This is a genomic window from Thiothrix lacustris DSM 21227, from assembly GCF_000621325.1.
GTDB lineage: Bacteria > Pseudomonadota > Gammaproteobacteria > Thiotrichales > Thiotrichaceae > Thiothrix > Thiothrix lacustris.
In genome coordinates this window covers 20,322-36,532 of sequence record NZ_JHYQ01000024.1, presented here as the reverse complement: position 1 = coordinate 36,532, position 16,211 = coordinate 20,322, and the positions used below count along the sequence as shown (strand labels likewise).

Sequence of the window (16,211 nt, the reverse complement as noted above, 5' to 3'; positions counted from 1 at the left end):
GTAACAGCCATGAAAACGAAACTTCTCACCTCTCTCCTGTTATCAGCCAGTGTGTTGCTCCCGGTCATGACACAGGCAGAAGACTTGCACATCCACATTGACAGCGATGCATCCACCGACGGTACACGCCTGCTCGTTGCACCGTTTGGACCACTGGCAAAAGTAATCGAATCCGACCTGCAACGCAGCGGACGCTTTGCCCTGATTGACCCAACTCGGGCAGCGGGAAACCTTACACCAGATGCACTTAAAGCAGCAGGAGCAGAATACGCAATCATCGGCAGCCAAACAGGTGGATTAGACTTCCAACTAATCAACGTCAACAATGGGCAAACGGTTGGCTCATTCCGCATTCCAGCACACCCCAATCAACGGCGCATGGCGCATAAAGCAGCTGATCTAGTCTTTGAGAAACTAACAGGCGTAAAAGGTGCTTTCGATACACGTATCGCCTATGTTTCCGCCAGCGGCCCCGCAAAAAATCAAACGTACCAACTGATCGTGTCAGATGCAGATGGCTATAATCCACGCACCATCGTCTCATCACGCAAACCGGTCATGTCACCGAGTTGGTCACCTGATGCCAAACAAGTTGCCTATGTATCCTATGAAACAGGACGCCCAGTCGTGTATGTGCAAGACCTAGCCTCTGGTGGGAAACGCACGATTTCTGATCCAAACCGTTCCAGCATTTCCCCCTCTTGGTCACCCGATGGGCGCTCCATTGCATACAGCGTTGCTGACCGGGGCAACTACAATATCGTCGTGGCAGGAAGTAATGGCAGTGGCGCACGCCAGATCACCAATACACGTGGCATCAATGCCGAACCGCAATGGGCTGACAGCGGCACATTGGTATTCACTTCTGACCGCAGCGGGCAGCCGCAGCTTTACAAAACCACCCCGAATGGTGGTGCGGAAAGCCGCATGTCATTCAGCGGTGGTTACAACGCCGGAGCAAGCATTGCAGGCAATGCTGTGGCAATGGTGCGCCAAAATGGCGGCACATCCAGTATCACCATCATGGATGCTGCCAGCAAACAAGAGCGCACCATTTCACGCGGCACACAAGACGATTCACCGGCCATATCCCCAAATGGCATGATGGTGCTATACGCCACCGATGCGGGTGGGCGTAACTCATTGGCCGTCGCCAGTGACAATGGCAAAGCCCACCAGAGCCTGTATTCACAGGCGGGCGATGTACGTGACCCTGCTTGGTCACCCTACCTTGATTAACGAATAGCGAGATGAGTGTCATGAAGATGAAAGTATTAGCATTATCCGTACTGGTTATTGCCATTAGCATTACCGGCTGTCAACAAGTGCCCACTACTGCTGGTGCAGGTGGAGTTGGCGGCGTCGGCGGCGTAGGGGGTAACGGCTACGGAACGAATGGAACAGGTTACGGCACCGGCACTGGTTACAGTAACGGTACTGGCACAGGTTACAATAACGGCGGTTACAGTAATGGTAGTGGTGGACAATACACCCCGGCTGAATTGCAAAATCCTAGCAGCATTCTGGCACAACGGGTTATTTACTTTGACCTTGACCAAGCCGACATCAAACCAGAATACATGAATGTCTTGAATGCCCATGCAACCCTACTAAGAGCCTACCCAAATCTGCGCATTCGCCTAGAAGGCCATGCCGATGAGCGTGGTTCTCGGGAATACAACGTGGCGCTGTCAGAGCGACGTGGTTACGCCGTACTGGACTACATGCAAGTGAAAGGTGCAAGCACTAATCAGATGGAAGTCATCGGTTATGGGGAAGAAGTCCCTGCTGTTTTCGGGCATAATGAAAGTGCGTGGGGGAAGAACCGCCGCGTTGAAATCAAATACGCCGGAGAATAATGCAATGCAAAACAAGCTAAGCCGTAGCGCCTTAGGCGCTTTGGTAGCGACCATGTTGGCTGCGCCCGCTTGGGCGGAGCCAATGCCTGATGAAGCCGCCATCCAGTTATTACAAAGGGTCAACGAACTGGAACAGGATTTGCGCAACATCAGGGGTGACAATGAAAAACTGCAACACGAACTGGATACAGTCCGCAAAAGCCAGAAAGACAATTTCCAACAAGTTGATGAACGCCTAGAAAAATTGCGGGACAACAGCGCAGCATTAAATGCTGACAAGCCTGCGGAATCTGAGACTGATCAAGAGGCTGATAAGGACACAGCAGCCGCTGATCAGAATGCAGATACTGACAAAGTGGCAGATACCACCACTGAGAAAGCAACCACGTCTGATCCTAATGGTTTTTACAGTTATGGCACGGGTAAGTCGGATGACAAAAATCCCAGTACGCCTGTCAATAAGCCAGACGATAAAGCAGAAGATAAGCCGACGGAAACGACAGCGACAGCGACAGCGACAGCGACTAACACTGACACGGGTGATGCCACCAAAGCCTTGCCAGAAAAAGAAGAGCGTGCCGTTTATGATGATGCTTTCCAAACACTGCTGAAAGACCCCAAAGCATCCATACCCGTGTTTCGGAGCTTTATCAAGGACTACCCCAAAAGCCCACTGACACCCAGTGCACAATATTGGGTAGGCGAAGCCCTGTATGCGGAAAAAGACTTCAAGGCAGCAATTGAAGAGTTTTTAGTCGTCCTTAAAGAACACAAAGGCAGCGACAAAGCACCGGATGCAGCCCTTAAGTTAGGCTACAGTTTCTATGAGCTGAAAGAATGGGATAAAGCCCGCAAAACGCTGGAGGATGTTATTAGCTTCTTCCCAGATAATGCGGACACCACCAAAATGGCTCAAGAACGCCTCGAAAAAATGAAAACTGAGGGGCATTAAGCCCCTTTTTTTTATTAAGCTCACAGCTTCTTCAGCAAAATTGCGCTTCTTTGCATATAGTTATCTGGCATAGATGACGATTAAATAACAGCGGAGACACGCATGTTCGGCAAACGAAGCCCCAAACCAGCCCCCACTCCTGATTTTATGCAGGACATTACGCCTGTATCCTTAAAGACAGCAGCTGCTCGCCGCTTTCTGGCGTTTTGCCAACAAGATTTCCCCACCTACCAGAAAGCTGATGGCTTTGATCCCAACGTGTATAAAGATGCAGTCAAGCTGGTTATTAGCCGCCTTGAAGCTACACGGCACATGGAGTAAGCCTGATGATTATTACATCCATTATCGCTGATAATTTCCGTAAATATGCCCACCTGCAACTCGACAACCTACCTGATAGTGGATTGATCGCGCTTACCGGTGGTAATGAATCAGGTAAAAGTAGTATTGGTGATGCCATCCAATTTGGCCTATTCGGGTGTACCGATCAGGTAAAATCGGAAGAAGCTGCCAAACTGATCCACTGGGGAGCCAGTCACGCCAGCGTGGCACTACGCTTGCAGCACCGAGGACACGAATACCGACTGGTACGCTCAGTCGATAGTGAGGGCAATGTCGCTGCTACCTTGTTTTCCACGGAAGAAGAAATCACGCTCGCTGATACCCCTGAAACGGTAGAGCGGCAGATTAAAGCGTTGTTTGGCTACTATTACGGGGCATATTCCAAAGCCTTTTACTGGGGGCAGCAAAATAGCAATATGAAGGATGGCGATAGTGACAATCTACGCGCCATGGCAGGCCTAAAGGAACACGCTAACATCAGCGAACAACTTGAGCGTGAACAAAAAGAACGTATAGACACCTTGAGAGAATTAGATGCTAGACGCCAACATACTGCGCAATCTATCGACACATTGCACATTGATGAGAATCAAATGTCACACCTCACCAAGATTGTTAATGATGTAGAAGGTCGACAGCAACAGCTTACGTTACTAGGTCAACGACTGAATAAGGAATCCAGCGCTTACCCCATTAACCTAGAAAAATTCCAAGGTATTGATTCACGTAGCCGGAAAATTGGAAAGTGGACGTTCATCACGCTGCTGATTTTCCTACTGGCTTTACTGACTGGCTTATTCTTTATGTTTACGCCAGAGTGGGGCAACAAACTGCTGAGTAGCCTATCGATAAGCCTACGTGAATCCCTAGGTCAGGGTGCTATCCGCCTTGCCTCCATCACTGCACTGATTGGTGCTATCTTGTTGGTATACGGTTGGTATGTGGACGTGCGTCGTTTACGTCCACTACAAACGCAAGCTAGAAACCTCACCAATGCCCTAGAGGAAAGTTACCAAGCCTGCACCCAACCCGTTAGCCGCTCGTTAGCCACGGACAGTACCGATTATTTGGTCGAAAAACATATCGATTTACCAGAAGTCAGTACCACACATCCTGACATGGCTGTTGTGCCAGAATGGATAAAAACGGCCAGCCAATACAAAGCTAAAGCCCTGTATGTACACAGTGCTGCTGATATCCTAAATGCTGGCCTGAGCAACCGCAGTGATGAGCTAAATGAACACCTTGATGTGATCAAGACTGACATTAATGCTATTCAGCAACAATTGGATCATCAAGCCAAACTACAAGCATTGGTTTCACAACAGGAAACATCGCTGGAACAGGAGCGCCGCCAACAAGTTGTCACGACCATTGCGGTTGATTTGTTAAAACAAGATGCTAGCCATTCGATTGAACGTTTCAACCAACTCGTGAAAACCCATTGCCCAGACTTGTTGCAACGCTTTACTCAGAAGCATTACAAATCGCTAGAAATCTCCTCTGACTTCAGCCTGAAGCTATTATCAGAAGAAAAAGGTGACTTCCTCGATTTCAATGAAATCTCCACCGGTACTCAGCGGCAAGTCGCTTTAGCGATGCGCATAGCACTCGCCAATGCCTTGGCAGATGCCACCAAAACTGACAAGCAAATGCTGTTTTTAGATGAGCCTTTTGCTTTCTTTGACCCAGAACGCACCAATAATACCCTGCATAGTTTGGCAGAAACCAGTAAGGGAATTGTCAGCCAAATCTGGCTAACAGCTCAAACCAAACCAGAAGGTATCAAGCTTGCACAAGTGATCAACTGCCAACGGGGGAATACTACCCTAAAGGCATAGAGGCTTTCTTCCTTGCAATTTATCAAACTATAATCTTCTTGCACGACTGTTAGAGGAGAGGTTTATGACATTTGATAATTTTGCATCTGCGCAATCATTTCTACTGATTGCAGGTTTTGTGATTGCTTTCATTATGGGAGCAATCGTCAACAAAACACATTTCTGCACCATGGGCGCTGTGTCTGACTGGATCAATATGGGTCACACAGGACGATTCCGCGCTTGGGGCTTAGCAATAGGTGTTGCCCTGCTAGGTGTGGTCATTCTGGAAATGCTGGGGCTGGTCAATTTGAACAGCTCCTACCCTCCTTACCGTAACGGGCAATTGATCTGGGCAGAAAATTTGCTGGGCGGCATCCTATTCGGCATTGGCATGACTATCGCAGGAGGCTGCGGTAATAAATGCTTGGTACGCATTGGTGCGGGCAACTTGAAATCCATTTTTGTCTTTCTGATCATCGGTGCGGTGGGATACTTCATGCTCAATCCCTTCCCAGGCACAGACAAAACCTTGTACTCCGTCCTATTCTACCCATGGCTCAATCCACTCTCGATTAATATGGGTAGTTCGCAAGACTTGGGCAGCGTATTGGCAGGTGACAGCTATGCGATGATGATACGACTGGTAATAGGTCTAATCATGGGGCTTGGACTGGTGTGGCTTGCCTTTAAATCGGAAGACTTCCGCAGTAGTGCTGACTTCGCGGTCGGTGGCATTGCGGTCGGCTTATGCGTATTGGCGGCGTGGTATGTTACCAGCAACATTGTGGTCAACATCGATGACCAACCCTACCCTTTAACCCAATACTACGGTGAATGGGACATGCTAGCAGAATCCGATGTGGGCAAACCTGCTATTGGTGCTGCCTTAGGAGCGCAATCCTTCACGTTTATCAATCCGATGGCGCAAGCAGTGGGATACGCAGCGAGTGGCTTTAAAAGCAGCCTAGTAACCTTTGGCGTTATGGCATTTTTTGGTGTGATGGCAGGCTCATTGGCGTGGGCACTACTGAGCCGAACTTTCCGTATCGAATGGTTCGCCTCCAAAGCGGATGTACTCAATCACGTACTTGGTGCCATTTTAATGGGTATTGGTGGTGTATTGGCGATGGGTTGCACGGTAGGACAAGCTATTACCGGCATATCAACGCTAGCCATTGGCTCATTTATCGCTTTTGCTGGCATTGTCTTAGGTAGCGCATTGACCATGAAAATACAATTCTACCAAATGATGTATGAAGAAGAGGCTAGTTTTGGCAAAACTTTAATCACTTCACTGGTCGATTTGAAATTATTGCCAGAATCTTTACGAAAACTTGAAAAAGTTTAACAGAAGCTGAAAAAAGACTTGAACACAGCAATTCTTTCCGTATAATGGCGCTCTCTCAAGGGACATTAGCTCAGTTGGTAGAGCACCCGACTTTTAATTGGATGGTCGTGCGTTCGAGTCGCACATGTCCCACCATACAAAATAAAGGGTTGCATTCATATGAATGCAACCCTTTTTTGTTTCTGGCGTACCACTAATCTCACGTTATTTTTTGAGACGAAGGCTCTGGCAGGAAACTACCAAACCAACGGTGATAGAGAAGGCGGATGACTCTCAGTCCAAACTGTGCCACACGCACGCTCACTTGACTGGAAATAAATATCCAATAACTCAGCCGGATGAACCCTCAAGGTAGCTGCAACAGCCACCAAGGTCGATAGTTTAGCTTCTTTGATATCAGCCACCATCAACTTGTGCCATGTCTGTCGAGAGAATCCCGAACAGGCAGCTGCTTCTTTAACTGTTAAATTCAATACTTTCATGCGATGTTGTACATAACTCGCTAAGTCTAATGCAGACATGATAACCCCCCTCAATGACACATCAGTGTCATTGTTTAGACATAGGGCTTCAAGGTAGAAATTCCTACCATTGACACATTATTGGTTGTCTGCCGCTATTTCAGGATGAGGTCACATTAACCATACAATACAAACCCGCCTGCCGAGGAAAAACCAGCTCACCGTCGGCATTGACATATTTCCAGTGTGACATCGCAATACCTACCTTCTCAAGCGCACGCAATGTCACACTCAAACGCACTCGTTCGCCCGGCTGAGTACTGGGAATGGGAATATTATCGTTCACTGGCTGCAATCCCGATGATGCCAAATCATACTGACACACCAAATGCCACCCTTCCCATGCTTCAGTTCCCACATTCTCCACCTCCCAGATTTTCTCGAAGGTTTCTCCAATCATCACTTTGCTATTATCTGGGAAGGTGATATCACCGACGAAACTTGAAACAAACCGCGTATCCTCATGCAAACGCATGGCCTGTGATAACTCTCTACCATTAAAAAAGATGCGCAACATGCTGAGTGGGTGCGTTTCCAAGGTATCAGCAACCTGAACCAAAGTAGACAAACGTGCTTCACCAATATCAGCACGTAAGAGCTTATGCCATGTTTGGCGTGAAATGCCTGAGCGCTTAGCAGCCTCAGTGGTGGTCATACGCAAGGCACGCAGGCGCAAGCGTAGGTATTCTGCTACATCTAGGGCAGACATGATTATTCTCCTCTCAATTCAACTGACTAAAATCAATCTATCAGAAAGAGACATCAGACGATAGAGGGACGCAATAGCAAACAGTCATAAGCAAGCAATTGCCGAGTTGACAGGTATCCATTAGTATTCAGGCAAGCTCCTTCAGCATAATGAGATGAGAATGAAATACTTGGCACACATAGGCTTAATAAGCTTCTCCTGTTTACTATTAGCTTTAGCTGGTTGTGATGAATCCCCTAAACCCACCCCAAACACTAATCATGTCACCGTATTAGAAACTGATATCCAATCCTTAGCCTTAGAAGATAATGTAGTAACAACCCGTTTTGGTAAACTGAGCATCGCCAACAGCAAGCCTGATATGCCCCCTGACACCCTAAAACTCGATAATAACGTTGTCTTTCAACATGAAGGCTTTTACCTCTCATTACACCAGTACATCAAACAGAATACCCGTGATGTCATTCTATTTGGTGCCAACTGTGGTGGTAGCATATGCCCACAAAACCAGTTTTATTTTCTACTAATCGAACCCGATAAAGCACCAGAAGTTGTTACCTCTCAAGACTTCGTGGCTGACCCAGATGACTTAAAACTAACGGTTGATAGCGAACGCCTCATTCTAGATTTAGGTTTTCAAGCAGGTAAACACAAAAATGCCGTTTTACAAGGCCACAAGCTAGGGATTGAACTGGAAACTGTTCCCAAAAGTTTCGTTGGTGAAGAAAATTGCCGCTGGCTCTATGATGAAGCCCTTGGTGCGTGTAAAGATTTCCAAGCAGCCAATACAAACTGCCTCACGCCTCAAAACGGCTTCCAGGGCTACCTTACGCGAGGAGTAGCAGCCGTCAGTGAACACCCAGGATTTGAACGCGAATCCTTTGATCGACGCTGCAACATTGCCTGTGAAAGTGCAAAAATCGTCGACTACCCAACATTTGCCAAAGAAGTGTGCAGCAAGGGAAAGTGATGGCCGTTGCAACCGATCAAAACACTACCCCGAGCTACGCCACCTTACTCGACTACGTTCGATAAGGTGGCGTACTGGGAACATTAACTTCAGTAGGAATCAGCTCTGTTCACGAGCCACTGCACGATACCCAATGTCATGGCGATAATACATCCCATCCCAATCAATCGCCCTCACCAAACCATAGGCTGCTGCCTGCGCCTCCGTGACCGTATTGCCCAAGCCCACGGCACATAGTACTCGCCCGCCATTGGTGACGACCTTACCATCCTGTTCAACCGTACCTGCATGGAACACCTTGCCATCCAACACAGCGGCTGACGCCAGCCCGCTGATTGCATCACCTTTATGGTAAGCATCCGGGTAGCCGCCTGCGGCGAGTACCACGCCGAGTGACGCACGGCTATCCCATTGCGCCGTTACCTGATCAAGCCGCTCATCCAGCGCCGCTTCCAGCAAGCTGACGAAATCGGATTGCAAGCGCACCATGATCGGCTGGGTTTCCGGGTCGCCGAAACGGCAGTTGAATTCCAGCACTTTCGGCACGCCTTGCGCATTGATCATCACACCCGCGTACAAAAAGCCGGTGTAGGGAATGCCATCCGCCGCCATGCCGCGCACGGTGGGGTAAATCACTTCATTCATGATGCGTTCGTGCATCGCGGGCGTCACCACGGGGGCTGGGGAATAAGCACCCATGCCACCCGTATTCGGCCCCTTGTCGCCGTCATCACGCGCCTTGTGGTCTTGCGAACTTGCCATCGCCAGCACATGCTCGCCATCCACCATCACGATGAAACTGGCTTCTTCGCCTAGCAAGAATTCCTCGATCACCACGCGGCTACCCGCTGCACCGAAAGCATTACCCGCCAGCATGTCATTGACGGCCGCAATCGCCTCCTCTTCGGTCTGCGCCAGAATCACGCCCTTACCCGCCGCCAGTCCGTCAGCCTTCACCACAATCGGCGCACCCATCTTGCGGATGTAAGCCACTGCCGGTTCAATCTCGGTAAAATTGGCGTAATCCGCCGTGGCAATGTGATGCCGTGCCAGAAAATCCTTGGCAAACGCCTTGGAGGATTCCAATTGCGCCGCCTGCTGGGTTGGGCCAAAACAGCGCAAACCTGCCGCACGGAACTTGTCCACAATGCCTTTGGAAAGTGGCGCTTCCGGCCCCACCACGGTCAGACCGATAGCGTGTTCCTTGGCATAAGCCACCAGTGCATCCACATCTTCCGCCGCGATCGGCAGGTTGCGCATGTTCGGCTCCAGCGCCGTGCCCGCATTGCCGGGGGCAACCAGCACCTCGTTTACTTGCCCGGATTGTGCAATCTTCCATGCCAGCGCGTGTTCGCGCCCGCCGCCACCAACCACCAGAACTTTCATGCCTGCTCCCGTTAACTCTTGAAAAATGTACCATTAAAGCGGGATTAGGTGGCCGTTTCAAGCGTTCATGCGTTTAATGCAATGAAGTTGAGGCCGGAATACTCAAGTTGAGGCCGGGAAGATAAGGAAATCCTGAAAATGAACATGGCTTATTGCGGATTACTGCTCGTCACAGCCTTATTGAGCAGTTGTGGGCAAAAAACATCCCGATCCGAAGTAGATCTACCCCCCAAGCGTTTAGTCGCAACCGTCTATGCAGTAAAAACCCAGACTAGTGATATTGCCTGTTACCGTTTGCCCATCAGTAATGCCCCCATCGTTACCCATATGCACAACCAGCAACAGGTTAAACTGGTCACTTCATCAAACCAACTCATCCAACAAGATACCGAATATTGGTTGCACATCTATCCATCCAGCGATCAAGACCCAGCCTGTTACCTCAACATACGTAATCTGGTGCCTGTTTCCTAATGCTCTGATATTCTCACTATTTCCAGACAAGCAGACGCACCACCATGAGTAATACTGTACAAAAGAATAGCCACATCCGCTGGCATTACCAACTATTCCTTGCAGATGGGCATCTAGTCGAAGCCAGTGAAGATGCAGAAGGCGATGTCCTACAATTAGGCCAAGGTCAGATTCATCCCAATTTGGAAAAGGCTTTGATCGGCTTACCAGAAGGTGAAAAAATTCGCCTGATCATCCTTGCTGATCAAGCCTTCGGGTTTCCCGATCCCGAGGCCATTCAAAGCGTACCACGCACCCAATTTCCTACCGAACAAGCATTAAGCGAAGGGCAGATCATCAGTTTCAGCCTACCCTCTGGCCAAGAGATTCCTGGGAAAATTTTGGCACTGACAGCCGATAGCGTCAGCGTCGATTTTAACCATCCCTTGGCAGGTCACAATCTCACCTTCGAGTTGGAAATTATGGAAATTGCCTAATAGCGCATCGGCTCAAGTGCAAGATAGAGTAGAAAATCGACGTTAAAACCACTATCGTGGCACCTACCTATTTGTTGCCACACGACGGGAGTACCCATGAGCCTTTCAACCTTGACCCTAACACGCCCGGATGACTGGCATTTACACTTACGTGATGGGGAAATGCTGGCGGCGGTACTGCCTGATACCGCCAAACGCTTTGCTCGCGCTATTGTCATGCCCAATTTGAATCCGCCAGTGCGCACCGTAGCGGATGCCGCCGCTTACCGCGAACGTATCCTTGCCGCACTGCCAACAGGGGTTACGTTTGAACCACTCATGACGCTATACCTGACGGATAACACCCCCCCGACAGAAATCATCAAAGCCAAAGACAGTGGTTTTATCCATGCTGTCAAATACTACCCAGCAGGGGCAACCACCAACTCGAACTCCGGTGTCACGGACATTCGCCGAGTAGAAGCCGCGCTAGAGGCCATGCAAGAAGTGAACTTGCCACTGCTACTCCACGGCGAAGTCACTGATGCCAATATTGATATTTTTGACCGTGAAGCGGTATTCATCGAACGTATTCTTGAGCCACTGCTACAGCGCTTACCGCGCCTACGCGTGGTACTTGAACACATCACCACCAGCCAATCGGCTGCTTTTGTGGCGCAATCATCCGCCAATATTGCCGCCACCCTGACCGCCCACCACTTACTGTATAATCGTAACGCCATGTTTCAGGGCGGCATACGGCCTCATGCTTATTGCTTGCCGGTACTTAAACGCGAAACCCACCGTCAAGCACTGATCGCCGCTGCCACCAGTGGCAACCCGCGCTTTTTCCTTGGCACAGACAGTGCCCCACATCCTCGTCATGCTAAGGAAGCAGCGTGTGGCTGTGCCGGTATCTACAGCGCCCACACCGCTATTGAGCTATATGCCGAAGTATTTGAACAGGCCGCCGCACTCGACAAACTGGAAGCCTTTGCCAGTTTCCACGGTGCTGACTTCTACGGCCTTCCGCACAATCAAGAGCGCATCACCTTAGTGAAACAACCCTGGACAGTGCCTTCCCTATTGGGCGAGGGTACAGGTGCGATTGTGCCGTTACGGGCAGGTGAGAACATGGCGTGGCAATTAGCCTAATGCCTATCTAGTTAATTTTTAAGGTATCAATTCTAAAAATTTCCTGTTTGCCAATATTTGGTTGATGATAAGCTTCATCAAAATCAATAACCAAATTGGTACTATGACAACCATTGCCCATATTTCCGACCTGCATTTTGGCTGTGAAGCACCCATGGTACGCGAAGGCTTGCTGGAAGCGTTACACCAAGTCAACCCGGACTTGGTGGTTATTAGCGGCGATGTAACCCAACAGGCCAAACGCCGCGAGTTTCAGGCTGCTCATGCCTTTCTCGCGGCACTGCCCTACCCCCATCTGATTGTACCTGGCAACCACGATCTTGCCGAAAACAACTTGCCGGAACGCTTGCTGTTTCCGTGGAAAAAATGGCGGCACTATATTTCCCGCGAACTCGAACCGGTGAAGCAGGATGAAGACTATGTTGCGATCGGTATCAATACTGCCCGCCGTGTCAGTTTGCACCCTGACTGGTCGCGCGGCAGCATCAGCCGTCTGCAAGTGGCACGCATCCAGCGACAACTGCGCACCACCCCGGAAACTAGCCTACGCTTACTCACCGCACACCACCCGTTCTGGTTACCGCCACTGTTTGCTCATCGCGAACTGGTTAAACGCAGCCAACCGGCTTTACAAGCCTTTCAGTCGCAAGTCGATATTATTCTCAGTGGGCATGTGCATCTGGCCTACGCACAAGTCACACAAGGGGTGATTGTCTCACACGCAGGAACCACACTGTCAAACCGCTTGTTACTGCATCACACCAACAGTTTCAATGTGATTCGGGGTGATCGCGAACGTCTCAGCTTAGAATTGATGGAATGGGGGAATCAACGCTTCCGGCTATCAAGCCAGCAAGTGTTCCGGCGGCGGGATGATGGCTGGCATCAGCAGCATTAGGCTAACACCTCCTCGGCCTTTATACATGACACAAACCTGCGGTAAATGACTTACACGCAGGTATTATTGACAGGATTAAGCAACAAGATTAATGCATGGTGATTTCACAGGGAATACCATTCAAGCTTGCCTGCGTGGGTGTTGCGGGAATACCGCTCCCCACAAAGCCAAAATCTGGCTCTGCACCCGCTGGCATCCATTGCCACCATGACGGCGGTATTACTGTTACTTGCTGTGCTGTCTGTTGCAACTGGGCATTCCACCCTGAGGAGATTTTTTCACGATTCGTAAAGCCCCAGACCAGCTTCCAAGTGCGTGGGATCGTATAATTCGCCGTAACGTGTACGCCGGATACATAACCACCAGTCCAGCGCGAACTAATATTATAGGCTACACGACATTTTTTGGTGTTTGCTACCAATGGCACTGATTCAGTTAACACGCCTTGGAACTGTTGATCCGTCAGGATACGCGGGTTAGTTTCATCCGCAGGTATCATCAAAGCATTTTGAACAAAAGTCCGGTAAGCGGGATAAACATTGAGGCCATCAGCCTGAGTCGTACCGTATTGGCCTGCAAAAAGTTGCCAGTTGGTTTCTTTGTCTTGGTTGAACCAAGACACTAGCCGAATATCTGCTTCTTGCAAATAGGTTGATAATTGGCTAATCCAATTATCTTTGAGTGTGGAACTAACGCCACTGCTGGTGGTTGCCGTACTGGCGACTTCCGTCAATGCCACCGGCTTGGTGGGAGCCAATTGCGCTATCCTTGCACGAACCGGATCAAAAATCTCATGAGGACTCTGCCAGCTTGACCAGTTGTAGGCTGTTCCCCAATTGAAACCATCCACCCCAACCCAGTCGACATAGGCATCACCTGGATAATAGTCCTCCATGCTAAAAGCCCCGGAGTCAACATTATTGACCGACCAAATCCATTGTAAATGTGAGCGATCCAACCCTTGAGCGTCGAGACTACCCCATATTTTTTGCCACATCGCGATGTAATCTGCGGGCGTATTGACGCCATTTTTGGCACTCCACGGATACCAGTTGCCGTTTGGCTCATGGGCTAAGCGAATATAGACCCGGCGGTCATCTTCTGTTCCATAAATACCATCACCACCGGCAAGGAATTGCCGCAGCTTTTTACCCCAGCTATCAAGATAGCTATCATATTCTCCCTGAGCAATACGGGTTTCTATGTTATCCGGGGTTGTACCTGCCAAATAGGGTTCCCAAGTTATCAGTGGTACGTTGCCATGCTCCCAGATATAAGGAAGCTGGTAGGTGAACAATAAGCCCTCGGATGTTTCTGTCCAGTTACTATACAGCCCGATCACGGCATTCTTTTTGCCCTGCCAGCTTTCCAGACGAGTAACATCATCCATCGCCCAACCTTCTTTACCATAGTAAACACCCAATAAAGTTTGCGCACTGGCTATTGATGACGTGAGCAGCAGCCCGGCAACTATTGTCGTTGTAAACAGTCTTTTCATGTTATCCCCCTTCACTCGATATTGATCAATAAATAATTTTTGGGCATTATTACATCAATCAGACAGTGTTGCATAGAAATTACACACGTTATTGCGACTCACAGAACCGTATAAAAGAAGATTCAATCTCTATCAAGCCTCAGCTGTTGGTGAGGTCACTCCACAGCTTTTATCCCACTCAAGCAAATGGTAGGCTTGCTGAAAAGAGCCCGTCTAAATGCCCATAGCCTGACAGGCTGGCATTATTTATGACCCACTGACCCGGTAATCCCCTAACCCCATGAAACACACCAACGCCACCTACATCGCCCAGACCCGTTGCTGGCTGGAAAACGTCGTCCTCAAGCACAACCTGTGCCCGTTTGCGCACAAGCCGTTCAAGGGCGGGCAAATCCGCTTCGTAGTCACCGATTCTGCACGCCCGGAATTCTTGCTGGAAGATTTGCAGCATGAGCTGGAACAGCTCCGTGCTACCCCGGTAGAAGAAGTGGAAACCACCCTGCTCATCCACCCCGGCACGCTGGAAGATTTCCATGATTACAATGACTTCCTCGATCTGGTGGATGCGCTGCTAGTAGAGGGTGGGTTTGAAGGCGAATTTCAGGTGGCAAGTTTCCACCCCGACTACCAGTTTGACGGCACACGCCCGAATGATGCGGAAAACTACACCAACCGTTCACCCTGGCCGATGCTGCACCTGATCCGTGAAGACAGTTTAGAGCAAGCTGTTGCCAGTTATCCTGATGTGGATGCTATTCCCGAGCGTAATATCGACACCATGAATACGCTGGGGACAGCACACCACAGCAAGGTGCTGGAAACTTGTTTGCAAACTGGAAAAGCGACTGAATGAAAGACCACATCCACCGTATTCGTGACGAATTACCTGCCGTCCTGCTGTTTCTTGCGGCTATTTGGGGCGTATTCCTGCTGGATCGCGTCCTACCACTGGAACGTTTCGGGCTAATTCCACGTGACTGGGGTGGTTTGATGGGTGTGGTAACCATGCCGTTTTTGCACGCCAATTTCGCCCATTTGCTGAATAATACCGTGCCGCTAGCGGTATTGCTGACACTGTTGGCAGGCTCACGCGCCAATTCACGCACTGCTGTGGTACTGGTCGCGGTATTAGGTGGTTTGTTGTTATGGCTATTTGGGCGGGGAGATTCGCTGCACATTGGCGCCAGCGGGCTGGTCTTCGGACTAGCCGTATTCCTGATCGTCTCGGGGATTCTGGAAAAGCGCACTGTACCGTTGCTAGTCAGTATCTTCGTGGCCTTTACTTATGGCACGACCTTGCTGGCAGGTGTTCTGCCTTGGCAGCAAGGTGTCTCGTGGGATGGCCATCTGTTTGGGGGGATAGCCGGTGCTTTAGTCGCTTGGCTACTGTTTAAACCGGCACGCCAGACTCACCAATAGTGCGCAAGGCTTTCAGCACATCAAGCCGGGTAATTACCCCAATCACCCGATTGTCATCCAAAACGGGATAACGGCGATAATGGTCTTCCATAAACATTTTCGCCACATCGAGGATATTGTCATCAGCATCCACGGTGCGGATGTCGCGTGACATACGCTCACCCACAGTACCACGCCAACCAGAGTTGTAGCCTGAGTGCAGAGCCACATCAATACAGTCTGTGACGGAAAGGATTCCCACTAAATTTCCGAGGTTATCCACCACCGCTCCTCCAAACAAATTGCGCTCAGTGAAAATTTTCACAGCCTCACGCATATCCTGTTTTTCATTCAAAGTCGCAAGACGGTTTGACATATAGTCACGCACTGACAACGATACACTTGGCATAAATCCTTTCCTCC

Annotated in this window: 18 protein-coding genes and 1 tRNA gene; 14 read left to right on the top strand and 5 right to left on the bottom strand. The window is 49.6% G+C overall.

Translation table 11 applies throughout. From position 1 onward, the window contains the following. The first annotated feature begins 9 nt into the window (after window positions 1–9). The 7 genes from tolB to Q394_RS0112415 all read left to right on the top strand — a co-directional run bounded on the left by tolB (window position 10) and on the right by Q394_RS0112415 (window position 6,459). The gene (tolB, locus tag Q394_RS0112445; protein WP_028489567.1) at window positions 10–1,239 is read left to right on the top strand and encodes a Tol-Pal system beta propeller repeat protein TolB; all 1,230 of its coding nucleotides are present in this window, start codon (window positions 10–12) and stop codon (window positions 1,237–1,239) included. Window positions 1,240–1,259: 20 nt separating this feature from the next. After that, window positions 1,260–1,859, top strand: coding sequence for a peptidoglycan-associated lipoprotein Pal (gene pal / locus Q394_RS0112440; RefSeq protein WP_028489566.1), 600 nt, complete (start codon window positions 1,260–1,262; stop codon window positions 1,857–1,859). Window positions 1,860–1,863: 4 nt separating this feature from the next. Further along, window positions 1,864–2,811: a tol-pal system protein YbgF gene (gene ybgF, locus Q394_RS21550; RefSeq protein WP_051543394.1), complete on the top strand. Its 948-nt coding sequence runs from the start codon at window positions 1,864–1,866 to the stop codon at window positions 2,809–2,811. A gap of 102 nt (window positions 2,812–2,913) precedes the next feature. Next, window positions 2,914–3,132, top strand: coding sequence for a hypothetical protein (locus tag Q394_RS0112430; protein ID WP_028489565.1), 219 nt, complete (start codon window positions 2,914–2,916; stop codon window positions 3,130–3,132). A 5-nt stretch (window positions 3,133–3,137) separates the two neighbouring features. Beyond that, a complete protein-coding gene (locus tag Q394_RS0112425) occupies window positions 3,138–4,994 on the top strand; it encodes an ATP-binding protein (protein WP_028489564.1) in 1,857 nt (618 codons plus the stop codon). Between the two features lie 64 nt (window positions 4,995–5,058). Beyond that, window positions 5,059–6,324, top strand: coding sequence for a YeeE/YedE family protein (locus Q394_RS0112420; RefSeq protein WP_028489563.1), 1,266 nt, complete (start codon window positions 5,059–5,061; stop codon window positions 6,322–6,324). Window positions 6,325–6,383: 59 nt separating this feature from the next. After that, window positions 6,384–6,459 (top strand) — tRNA-Lys (locus Q394_RS0112415). A gap of 101 nt (window positions 6,460–6,560) precedes the next feature. On the opposite strand, the gene Q394_RS22460 is transcribed toward Q394_RS0112415, so the two are convergent. Both Q394_RS22460 and Q394_RS21545 read right to left on the bottom strand, forming a co-directional pair. After that, a complete protein-coding gene (locus Q394_RS22460) occupies window positions 6,561–6,845 on the bottom strand; it encodes a helix-turn-helix domain-containing protein (protein ID WP_156946865.1) in 285 nt (94 codons plus the stop codon). A 100-nt stretch (window positions 6,846–6,945) separates the two neighbouring features. Continuing rightward, a complete protein-coding gene (locus Q394_RS21545) occupies window positions 6,946–7,554 on the bottom strand; it encodes an NBR1-Ig-like domain-containing protein (RefSeq protein WP_028489562.1) in 609 nt (202 codons plus the stop codon). 160 nt (window positions 7,555–7,714) lie between these two features. Here Q394_RS21545 and Q394_RS0112405 point away from each other — a divergent pair, with 160 nt between their 5' ends. Next, a complete protein-coding gene (locus Q394_RS0112405) occupies window positions 7,715–8,524 on the top strand; it encodes a hypothetical protein (protein WP_028489561.1) in 810 nt (269 codons plus the stop codon). 99 nt (window positions 8,525–8,623) lie between these two features. Here Q394_RS0112405 and purD read toward each other — a convergent pair whose 3' ends face one another. After that, window positions 8,624–9,910: a phosphoribosylamine--glycine ligase gene (purD, locus tag Q394_RS0112400; RefSeq protein WP_028489560.1), complete on the bottom strand. Its 1,287-nt coding sequence runs from the start codon at window positions 9,908–9,910 to the stop codon at window positions 8,624–8,626. Window positions 9,911–10,048: 138 nt separating this feature from the next. On the opposite strand from purD, the gene Q394_RS0112395 reads away from it, so the two are divergent. The 4 genes from Q394_RS0112395 to Q394_RS0112380 all read left to right on the top strand — a co-directional run bounded on the left by Q394_RS0112395 (window position 10,049) and on the right by Q394_RS0112380 (window position 12,892). Then, window positions 10,049–10,384: a hypothetical protein gene (locus Q394_RS0112395; RefSeq protein ID WP_028489559.1), complete on the top strand. Its 336-nt coding sequence runs from the start codon at window positions 10,049–10,051 to the stop codon at window positions 10,382–10,384. Window positions 10,385–10,428: 44 nt separating this feature from the next. Further along, window positions 10,429–10,860 carry an FKBP-type peptidyl-prolyl cis-trans isomerase gene (locus tag Q394_RS0112390; protein ID WP_038141436.1) on the top strand — a complete coding sequence of 144 codons (432 nt, stop codon included), beginning with the start codon at window positions 10,429–10,431 and terminating at the stop codon, window positions 10,858–10,860. Window positions 10,861–10,956: 96 nt separating this feature from the next. Continuing rightward, window positions 10,957–11,994: a dihydroorotase gene (gene pyrC / locus Q394_RS0112385; protein ID WP_028489557.1), complete on the top strand. Its 1,038-nt coding sequence runs from the start codon at window positions 10,957–10,959 to the stop codon at window positions 11,992–11,994. A gap of 103 nt (window positions 11,995–12,097) precedes the next feature. Next, window positions 12,098–12,892 carry a metallophosphoesterase family protein gene (locus Q394_RS0112380; RefSeq protein ID WP_028489556.1) on the top strand — a complete coding sequence of 265 codons (795 nt, stop codon included), beginning with the start codon at window positions 12,098–12,100 and terminating at the stop codon, window positions 12,890–12,892. Between the two features lie 88 nt (window positions 12,893–12,980). On the opposite strand, the gene Q394_RS20200 is transcribed toward Q394_RS0112380, so the two are convergent. Next, complete coding sequence (locus Q394_RS20200) at window positions 12,981–14,390, bottom strand: cellulose binding domain-containing protein (RefSeq protein WP_051543392.1); 1,410 nt, start codon at window positions 14,388–14,390, stop codon at window positions 12,981–12,983. Window positions 14,391–14,670: 280 nt separating this feature from the next. Between Q394_RS20200 and Q394_RS0112370 the strand changes: the two genes are divergently transcribed. Both Q394_RS0112370 and Q394_RS0112365 read left to right on the top strand, forming a co-directional pair. Beyond that, window positions 14,671–15,243, top strand: a complete 573-nt coding sequence (locus Q394_RS0112370) for a DUF1415 domain-containing protein (RefSeq protein WP_028489555.1) — start codon at window positions 14,671–14,673, stop codon at window positions 15,241–15,243. Further along, complete coding sequence (locus Q394_RS0112365) at window positions 15,240–15,809, top strand: rhomboid family intramembrane serine protease (RefSeq protein ID WP_028489554.1); 570 nt, start codon at window positions 15,240–15,242, stop codon at window positions 15,807–15,809. The genes Q394_RS0112370 and Q394_RS0112365 overlap by 4 nt, the downstream gene beginning before the upstream one ends. Here Q394_RS0112365 and Q394_RS0112360 read toward each other — a convergent pair. Further along, the gene (locus tag Q394_RS0112360; protein WP_028489553.1) at window positions 15,781–16,197 is read right to left on the bottom strand and encodes a CBS domain-containing protein; all 417 of its coding nucleotides are present in this window, start codon (window positions 16,195–16,197) and stop codon (window positions 15,781–15,783) included. The genes Q394_RS0112365 and Q394_RS0112360 overlap by 29 nt on opposite strands. Window positions 16,198–16,211 lie beyond the last annotated feature (14 nt).